We start from the raw sequence: 6,980 nt of genomic DNA, 5'->3' as shown, positions 1-6,980 counted from the left end.
TGGCCGGGGAGGGCGGCACCACGTCCGCCTCACGGCCCGTGGGCTCACCTGTGGTGGTCGGCGCGGGGCCCGCGCCCGCGTCCGAGTCGCCGCCGAGCAGCAGGGCCGCGACGAGGCCGCCGGCGAGCAGCACCGCGCCGGCGGTGAGCCCTGCTATCAGCGCCGTCCGCGACCGGCCGGAGCCAGCCGGGTCGGGCGAGTCGGCCGGGTCGGGCGGGGACAGCCGCGTCGGCCCGGTCGCCGGGGCGGTCGGCTGCCAGGCGGGGGCGGCCGCGGCCTGTTGGGCCGCCATGGCCAGCATCGCGTCGAGGTGGGCGGCGGTCGGCCGGGCCGCCGGGTCCCTGACCAGCAGCGTCCTGAGCACGTCGCCGAGCGGCCCGGACCGCACCGGCGGCGGCACCGGGTCCTCGAGTACCGCGGCGAGCGTGTTGACCGTCGACGCGCGGCGCAGCGGGCTGACGCCCTCGGCCAGCAGGTAGAGGGTGATCCCGAGCGACCACAGGTCGGCCGCCGGGTGGTCGGGGGCGCCGCGCAGCCGCTCGGGAGCGATGAACTCCGGGGAGCCGATGATGCTCCCGGTCATGGTGAGCGAGTTGCCGTCGGCCACGGCGGCGATACCGAAGTCGGTGAGCACCGCCGCGCCGTCCTGCCGCAGCAGCACGTTGGCCGGCTTCACGTCCCGGTGGTGGATGCCGGCCTCGTGGGCCGCGCGCAGCGCCGCGAGCACGTCGCGGCCGTAGCGGATCACCTCGCCCCAGGGCAGCGGCCCCTCGGCGGCCCTGGTCTGCAGGGTGTCGCCCGGTAGCAGCTCCATCACCAGCCAGGGGTGTGGCTGGAGGTCCACGATGTGGTAGATCCGCACCACGTTGGGGTGGTTGAGCCTGGCCAGCGCGCGGGCCTCGCGCAGCACCCGCTCCCTGAGCATCGCCTCGGTGGCCGGCGCCGCGTCCTCGGGCGGCCGTACCTCCTTGAGCGCCACCTCCCGGTGCAGCGCCATGTCCATGGCCCGCCACACCGTGCCCATACCCCCGCGGCCGAGCCGCTCGCGCAGCTCGAAACGGGCGTCGATGATCTGTCCCGGTTCTCCCCCTGGCATGGGCAGAAGCGTAAGGGGAGCCAACGGGCGGGTGGAAACCCGGTGTTCGGGGTGCGCCACCCGCCCGTGGCCGGGATCACTCGACGCTGTTGGCCTCGACCATGGCCGTGAAGTCCTCCGGAGTCTGCGGGGTGTCGACGACCTCGCCGTTGAACTTCAGGGTGGGCGTGCCGGTGACCTCGTCGTCGGCGTTGAACTTGTCCGACATCTGGAGGGCCCAGACCGCGAACGTGCTGTTCTGCACGGCGTCCTCGAACTGCTGGTTGTCCGCGAGCTCGGGGACCGACTGGGCTATCTCGATCAGGTAGTCGTCGTCGGCGAACTCGTCGGACGACTCTTCGGGGTGGAACTCGGCCGAGTAGAGCGCGTCGTGGTAGGCCACGAACGCCTCGGGGCTGACGTCGAGGGCGGCGCCCAGCGCGTTGAGGGCGTTCTTGGAGCCGCTGCCGGTCAGCCGGTCGTCGAGGAAGGTGCCGAAGACGTACTCCACGGCGTAGTCGCCGTTCTCGACGCCCTGGCTCACCGTTTCGCCGGTGGACTGCTCGAAGGCGGCGCAGGCCGGGCAGCGCGGGTCCTCGTAGAGGGTGAGGGTGTTGGCCGCGTCCTCCTCGCCGACCCGGACGGTGAGGCCGTCGTCGCCGGTCGCGTTGGCGGGCGCGGCGGTGGGGAACGCGGCGTCCTCGCCGTTCCCACCGTCGTCGAGCTGGGAGCGCACCGCGCCCCAGTCGGTGTTGTCGCCGCCGCCGCCCATGCTGGCGACGGCCATGCCGATCCCGCCAGCCATGGCGAGGATGGCGACCGCGGCGCCGCCGACGGCCAGCCGCCGGCGCGTCCTGGCCTTCTTCTCCTCACGCTCGCGTTCGGCCCGCAGCCTTTCCCTGGCCGCCCGCTTGGCCTCGGCGGAGTTGCGCTTGCTCATGATGGGGTGGTCTCCGTGTGTGTGGTGTGCCGGTCAGGTGTCGCGCGGGGCGGTGGCGCGACGGCGTGGGGTTCACGCCGGCGCGTACCGCGGGGCGGCCGGCGGGCCACGACGGAGCACGGAGTGGGCGAGGACGGGCAGCGCCGGCGCCGGGCGCTCGCCCTCGATCGGGTGGGGCAGCGGCCGGCGGGCCGGCCGCGGGGCGGCGACGGCGGCCACCGCGAGCAGCAGCGGCCGGAAGGTGGCGGCCATCGTCGCGCGCAGCAGCCTGGCCAGCGCGGCCTCGCCGCCGCGCAGCCAGCCGGCGGCGAGCAGGCCGACGGCCAGGTGGGCGGCGAGCAGCAGCCAGGGGCTGGCGGTCAGCGGCCCTGGGCCGCTGACCGCCAGCCCGGCCAGTGGGGCGCCGAGGTCGCCGCCGCCGCAGAACAGGTCGACGCCGAGCAGCCGCAGCGGCCCGGTGACCGGGCCGCCGCCGGGGCCGTAACAGGTGGCCTGCCCGGCGGTGAAGACGGTGTCGGCCGCCAGCTGCAGCGGCACGAGCAGTCCTGCGATGGGCCAGAAGCCGCGCTCGCGGTCGCCGGCGAGCAGCAGCGTGACGGCGAAGACGCCGGCCGCGACCAGGGCCACGGTGGGCAGCGGCAGCGGTGCGCCGGACAGCAGCACATGGGCACCGGTGGCGAGCGTGACGCAGAGCGCGGCGAACACCGCCGCGCGCAGCACGCGAATCCAGGATGCTGATATGCCCATCGAGCCGAGTGTGCCATGACGCTTGCCGCTGATGAAACGGTGCCCGGGTGCTGGTGGGGGCCCGGCACGGCCGGGCCCCCACCAGCACCCGGGCCGCGCCTGTCGCGAGGGCTTCCCATGGGCCTTCTTGACCTTGGCAAACGTCCGGCACACCGTCTTTGACCTGCGGAAACGTCGCACCGGGCGGGTGCGCCCCGGAGGCGTACGACGGGGCTCCATGGGGGTAAGGTCAAAGGCCCCTGACCCTGCTGCGGAAGGCCCGTGGAGTGACCAAGCCGTTCACCCATCTGCATGTTCACACCCAGTACTCGCTGCTGGACGGTGCGGCGCGGCTCAAGGACATGTTCAAGGCCTGTAACGAGATGGGCATGTCGCACATCGCCGTGACGGACCACGGGAACCTGCATGGCGCCTATGACTTCTTCCAGCAGGCGACGGGCGCCGGGGTGACGCCGATCATCGGGATCGAGGCGTATGTGGCGCCGGAGTCGCGGCGGCACAAGCGGCGGGTGCAGTGGGGTCAGCCGCACCAGAAGAAGGACGACGTCTCCGGCTCGGGTGGTTACACGCACAAGACGATCTGGGCCACCAACAAGACCGGCCTGCACAACCTGTTCCGGCTGTCCTCGGACGCCTACACGGAGGGCTTCTTCGTCAAGTGGCCCCGGATGGACAAGGAGACCATCTCCCAGTACGCCGAGGGTCTGATCGCCTCGACGGGCTGCCCCTCGGGCGAGGTGCAGACCCGGCTGCGGCTCGGCCAGCCGGACGAGGCGCTGAAGGCCGCCGCCGACTACCAGGACATCTTCGGCAAGGACCGGTACTTCCTGGAGTTGATGGACCACGGTCTGGACATCGAGACCCGGGTGCGGGACGGGCTGCTGGAGATCGGGAGGAAGCTCGGCATCCCGCCGATCGTCACCAACGACTCGCACTACACCTACTCGCACGAGGCCTCGGCGCACGACGCGCTGCTGTGCGTGCAGACCGGCAAGAACCTGTCCGATCCGGACCGGTTCCGGTTCGACGGCACGGGCTACTACCTGAAGTCGCCCGCGGAGATGTACGCCATCGACTCCTCGGACGCCTGGCAGCAGGGCTGCGCCAACACCATGCGGGTCGCCGAGCAGGTCGACACGACCGACTGGTTCAAGCCCCGTGACCTGATGCCGCGGTTCGACGTGCCGGAGGGGCACACCGAGGTGTCGTGGTTCCGCGAGGAGGTGGCGCGTGGCATGGCCCGCCGCTACCCGGGCGGGATCCCGGCCGACCGGCAGAAGCAGGTCGAGTACGAGATGGACATCATCATCCAGATGGGGTTCCCCGGCTACTTCCTGGTGGTCGCGGACTTCATCATGTGGGCCAAGTCGCAGGGCATCGCGGTCGGTCCCGGGCGTGGTTCGGCGGCCGGTTCGCTGGTGTCGTACGCGATGGGCATCACCGACCTGGACCCGCTGGAGCACGGGCTGATCTTCGAGCGGTTCCTCAACCCCGAACGCGTCTCCATGCCGGACGTCGACATCGACTTCGACGAGCGCAGGCGCGGCGAGGTCATCCGGTACGTCACCGAGAAGTACGGCGCCGACAAGGTGTCGATGATCGGCACCTACGGCACCATCAAGGCCAAGGCCGCCATCAAGGACTCCTCGCGCGTCCTCGGTTACCCGTACGCGATGGGCGACCGCATCACCAAGGCCATGCCCGCCGACGTGCTCGGCAAGGGCATCCCGCTCTCCGGCATCACCGACAAGGACCACCCGCGCTACAGCGAGGCGGCCGAGGTCAGGTCGATGTACGAGAACGAGCCGGACGTCAGGAAGGTCATCGACACCGCGCGCGGCCTCGAGGGCCTGGTGCGGCAGATGGGCATGCACGCGGCCGGCGTCATCATGTCCAGCGAGAAGCTGGTCGACCACGTGCCGCTGTTCGCGCCCAAGAACGACGGCGTCATCGTCACCCAGTGGGACTACCCCACCTGTGAGTCGCTCGGCCTGCTGAAGATGGACTTCCTCGGCCTGCGGAACCTCACGATCATGGACGACGCGGTCAAGCTGATCAAGAAGAACAAGGGCATCGACATCAAGCTGCTCGACCTGACGCTCGACGACCCCAAGACGTTCGAGCTCCTGGGGCGCGGCGACACCTTGGGCGTCTTCCAGTTCGACGGCGGCCCCATGCGGTCCCTGCTGCGGATGATGAAGCCCACCCACTTCGAGGACATCTCCGCCGTTGGCGCCCTGTACCGCCCTGGCCCGATGGGCATGAACAGCCACATCAACTACGCGCTCCGCAAGAACGGCCAGCAGGAGATCACCCCGATCCATCCCGAGCTCGAGGAGCCGCTCAAGGAGGTCCTCGACGTCACCTACGGCCTGATCGTCTACCAGGAGCAGGTGCAGAAGGCCGCCCAGGTGCTCGCCGGCTACTCGCTCGGACAGGCGGACCTGCTCCGCCGCGCCATGGGCAAGAAGAAGAAGGAGATCCTGGAGAAGGAGTTCGTCCCCTTCCAGGCCGGCATGCGCGAACGCGGCTACTCGGACGAGGCCATCCAGGCCGTCTGGGACGTGCTGGTGCCGTTCTCCGGGTACGCGTTCAACAAGGCCCATTCCTCGGCATACGGACTCGTCACCTACTGGACGGCGTATCTCAAGGCCAATTACCCGGCCGAGTACATGGCCGCGCTGCTCACCTCCGTGCGCGACGACAAGGACAAGTCGGCGATCTATCTCAACGAGTGCCGCCGCATGGGCATCAGGGTGCTGCCGCCGGACGTCAACGAGTCCGAGGCGTTCTTCACACCGCGCGGTGACGAGACGATCGTGTTCGGTCTCACCGCGGTGCGCAACGTGGGGCAGAACGTGGTGGACTCGATCGTCGCGACCCGGAAGAGCAAGGGGAAGTACAGCTCGTTCCCCGACTTCCTCGACAAGGTCGAGGCGGTGGTCTGCAACAAGCGCACGATCGAGTCGTTGATCAAGGCCGGCGGCTTCGACGCCCTGGGCCACACCAGGAAGGGCCTCACCGCCCACTTCGAGTCCATGATCGACAACGTGGTCCAGGTCAAGCGCAAGGAGGCCGAGGGGCAGTTCGACCTGTTCGGCGGCATGAGCGACGACAGCGCGGACGACGGACCGGGCTTCGGCCTCGACGTCGAGTTCTCCGAGGAGGAGTGGGAGAAGACCTACCTGCTCGCGCAGGAGCGGGAGATGTTGGGGCTCTACGTCTCGGACCACCCGTTGTTCGGTATCGAGCACGTCCTGGACGAGAAGGCGGACGCGGCGATCTCGGCGCTCAACGGCGGCGACCACCCGGACGGCGCCGTGGTCACCATCGGCGGCATCATCTCGGGCCTCCAGCGCAAGATGACCAAGCAGGGCAACCCCTGGGCCATCGCCACCGTCGAGGACCTCGGCGGATCACTCGACTGCATGTTCTTCCCCGCCACCTACCAACTCGTCTCCACCCAACTCGTCGAGGACGCCGTCGTCTTCGTCAAGGGCCGCCTCGACAAACGCGAGGACGTCCCCCGCCTCGTCGCCATGGAACTCCAGGTACCCGACCTCTCCGAGGCCTCGACCGACACGCTGGTCACCATCACCATCCCCGCGGTCAAGGTCACCCCACCGCTGGTGGCCAGGCTCGGCGAGGTGCTCGGCCAGCACCGCGGGCCCACCGAGGTGCGGGTCAAGCTGCAGGGCCAGCGGAGCACGACCGTGCTCCGGCTCGACCGCCACCGGGTGCAGGCGGATCCGGCGCTCTTCGGCGATCTCAAGGCGCTCCTCGGGCCGACCTGTTTGGCTGGATGATGGATAGCGCTTTACCTTAACGGGGTATTCGCGGGTCTACCTTCGGTAATGAGTGAATCTCCGTTGAAGGGGTGGGCTGCCGTGGATGCCCGAATGATAGAGAAGGCTGTTTTCCTGGTCCGTGAAGCGCACGCTTCCCGTGAGACGGCCGTGCACGCGCTGCTGGAATACTTCCCCGGCTCCTCATTCGAGGACCGGCTCAGGTGCGTGCACGAGGCCTGGGACATCGTGCACCGCGGCGCGCCCCCCGTGCCGGTTTATTCGGCGCGTTCCGAGGTCTCCGACGCCCGCTATTTCGCGGCGGCGCACGAGCGGCACGCCTTCACGGATTAGTCCTTCGGCGTCTTCGGCGTCGGAATACGTGGCCGCGGCGGCGACCGCGTGCGAGAGGGCGCACCCCGACATCGGGGTG

The 6,980-nt window shown here is 69.9% G+C and carries 5 protein-coding genes; 2 read left to right on the top strand and 3 right to left on the bottom strand.

The features are described from left to right. The 3 genes from E1265_RS31135 to E1265_RS31125 form a co-directional block, all read right to left on the bottom strand. Positions 1-1,096, bottom strand: a 1,096-nt coding sequence (locus E1265_RS31135) for a serine/threonine-protein kinase (RefSeq protein ID WP_132934324.1), incomplete at its 3' end; no start/stop codon positions are given. A 76-nt stretch (positions 1,097-1,172) separates the two neighbouring features. After that, entirely contained in the window at positions 1,173-2,015 is an 843-nt protein-coding gene (locus E1265_RS31130; RefSeq protein WP_132934323.1) for a DsbA family protein, read from the bottom strand. Positions 2,016-2,087: 72 nt separating this feature from the next. Next, positions 2,088-2,762, bottom strand: coding sequence for a hypothetical protein (locus tag E1265_RS31125; RefSeq protein WP_132934322.1), 675 nt, complete (start codon positions 2,760-2,762; stop codon positions 2,088-2,090). A gap of 266 nt (positions 2,763-3,028) precedes the next feature. Here E1265_RS31125 and dnaE point away from each other — a divergent pair, with 266 nt between their 5' ends. Together dnaE and E1265_RS31115 are read left to right on the top strand one after the other, a co-directional pair. Next, positions 3,029-6,568, top strand: a complete 3,540-nt coding sequence (gene dnaE, locus E1265_RS31120) for a DNA polymerase III subunit alpha (protein ID WP_132934321.1) — start codon at positions 3,029-3,031, stop codon at positions 6,566-6,568. Between the two features lie 93 nt (positions 6,569-6,661). Further along, entirely contained in the window at positions 6,662-6,901 is a 240-nt protein-coding gene (locus E1265_RS31115; RefSeq protein ID WP_132934320.1) for a hypothetical protein, read from the top strand. The last annotated feature ends 79 nt before the right edge of the window (positions 6,902-6,980 follow it).

Origin of the sequence: Streptomyces sp. 8K308, assembly GCF_004348315.1 — a bacterium.
Lineage (GTDB): Bacteria > Actinomycetota > Actinomycetes > Streptomycetales > Streptomycetaceae > Streptomyces.
Note: the sequence above shows the minus strand (reverse complement) of the source record. Positions and strands in the feature narration are given on the sequence as shown.

Excerpts from the sequence above, each read along its gene's own strand:
- E1265_RS31125 (WP_132934322.1), bottom strand. The coding sequence starts at position 2,762 with ATGGGCATATCAGCATCCTGGATTCGCGTGCTGCGCGCGGCGGTGTTC.
- E1265_RS31115 (WP_132934320.1), top strand. The coding sequence starts at position 6,662 with ATGATAGAGAAGGCTGTTTTCCTGGTCCGTGAAGCGCACGCTTCCCGT.
- E1265_RS31130 (WP_132934323.1), bottom strand. The coding sequence starts at position 2,015 with ATGAGCAAGCGCAACTCCGCCGAGGCCAAGCGGGCGGCCAGGGAAAGG.